Raw genomic sequence first — 1,373 nt, 5'->3', positions numbered from 1 at the left:
GTTGGCGAACGCCGCCGCCAGGCTGTCCATGAAGTGGAGCATCTTTTGGGAGGCGTCCGCCCCCGCCGCCAGCCGCCACGCCTCGCCCATCTTGCCGAACAGCCACACGAACAGCAGATAGGGCAGGTTGGTGATTATCAGCTTTTTCAGGTCAGGCTTCACCGCTCCATCCCCCTTTCCCTGATCTTCTCCTTGGCCCTCTGGACATTCCGGCCAGCCGCTTCCCGCAGGACAGACAGCGCCTTGCGGATGGAGGGCTTGGCCTCCCGCAACAGCTTCTTGGCGGTGAACTCCTTGAAAGCCTGTTCCAGATTGTCCGCGTCCCGGCTCTTGAAGATCACGATGTAGTGGGGCGGCTGGGTGGTCTTGTCCTTCCGCAAGGCGAAGTCCACGCCGTATTTCTTGGCGCAGGGCTTGAAAGCGGCGATATTGGCGTCGGTGATCTCGATGTTGGACAGCGCCGCCCCGTGCTGCTTCAACTGCTTTAGGCTCTGCTGGCCCTGATGGAGCTTGGGGCCGTGCTTCTGGGCCTCCAAAAACTTTTTCAGGGCCATTTGCAGCACTTGGGCCGTCAGCTTCCCGGTTCTCATGGATAATGCGATGGTCTTTTGAGTGACTTCCTCCTGCAAGCGTCATACCTCCTTTGCCAGAAGTCGAAAAGGGCGGCTACGGTGGAACCACCAGCCGCCGCAGGTAAATTCGCATCAGATACGCACCCGCAGGCCGTTCAGGTCGTCGGCCCGGATGCCTACCAGATACCAGTCGGCGGCGTACTCAATGCGGGTGGGCTTCCACCTGCCGCCCACCATCACGTCGAAGCACTGTCCACAGTGCAGACCGCCGTAGTAGTCGGCCAGGTCAAAGCGGATGTCGTAGCGGTCTGTCCGCTCGTCGAAGATCAATGCGCCCTGTTTCATAGTCGGGACTCCTTTGTCAGATTTTGCCCTCCGCCATATCGTGGGCGACGAGGGCGGTATAGTAGCTTCCCATGGTGCTGGGGGCGTTGAACAGCACCGCCAGCAGGTATTTCTTGATGTTGCGGATTTTCGTGGAGTTCTCCCGCATACAGTCCATGACGAACTCAATGTGGCCGCTGTTCAGTTTCAGCAGCTTGGCCTTTACCAGCTCGGCGGGGTAGTCGTCACCGGCGACACGGATTGTCTTGCGGGCCGTACAGACGGTTTCCACCAGCAATTCCACGATGCCGTCCAATTCCTCCCGGTCGATCTTGGAGTGGTGCAGGAGGTGGTCGTACTCGATATTCTCCTTGATGATCTCCCGATAAATCTCAACGGCGCTCTGTGTGGCCGCTTCCGTTCCGTTCCTTTCCGGCGGCGAAGCCGCAACAGCCCCAGCGGGAGGGGGCGAAAGGG

At 59.7% G+C, this 1,373-nt stretch carries 3 protein-coding genes and 1 pseudogene; all 4 read right to left on the bottom strand.

Translation table 11 applies throughout. The annotated features are described in order from the left end of the window. Window positions 1-162, bottom strand: a pseudogene (locus D1159_RS19930) (conjugal transfer protein TraG); the annotation flags it as partial. Beyond that, complete coding sequence (locus D1159_RS18870; protein WP_161847120.1) at window positions 159-629, bottom strand: PcfB family protein; 471 nt, start codon at window positions 627-629, stop codon at window positions 159-161. The gene D1159_RS18870 and the pseudogene D1159_RS19930, both read right to left, overlap by 4 nt. Before the next feature lie 75 nt (window positions 630-704). Next, window positions 705-917 (bottom strand): DUF5348 domain-containing protein, encoded by a 213-nt coding sequence (locus D1159_RS18865; RefSeq protein WP_016316787.1) that lies wholly within the window; start codon window positions 915-917, stop codon window positions 705-707. A 16-nt stretch (window positions 918-933) separates the two neighbouring features. Beyond that, the coding region (locus D1159_RS18860; protein WP_243152409.1) for a DUF6017 domain-containing protein at window positions 934-1,373 on the bottom strand (440 nt) is incomplete at its 5' end.

The organism is Pseudoflavonifractor sp. 524-17, from assembly GCF_009935845.1.
Lineage (GTDB): Bacteria > Bacillota > Clostridia > Oscillospirales > Oscillospiraceae > Pseudoflavonifractor_A.
Note: the sequence above shows the minus strand (reverse complement) of the source record. Positions and strands in the feature narration are given on the sequence as shown.

What these genes read in the sequence shown, in the direction of transcription:
- D1159_RS18865 (WP_016316787.1), bottom strand. Translation starts at nt 917, where the DNA reads ATGAAACAGGGCGCATTGATCTTCGACGAGCGGACAGACCGCTACGAC.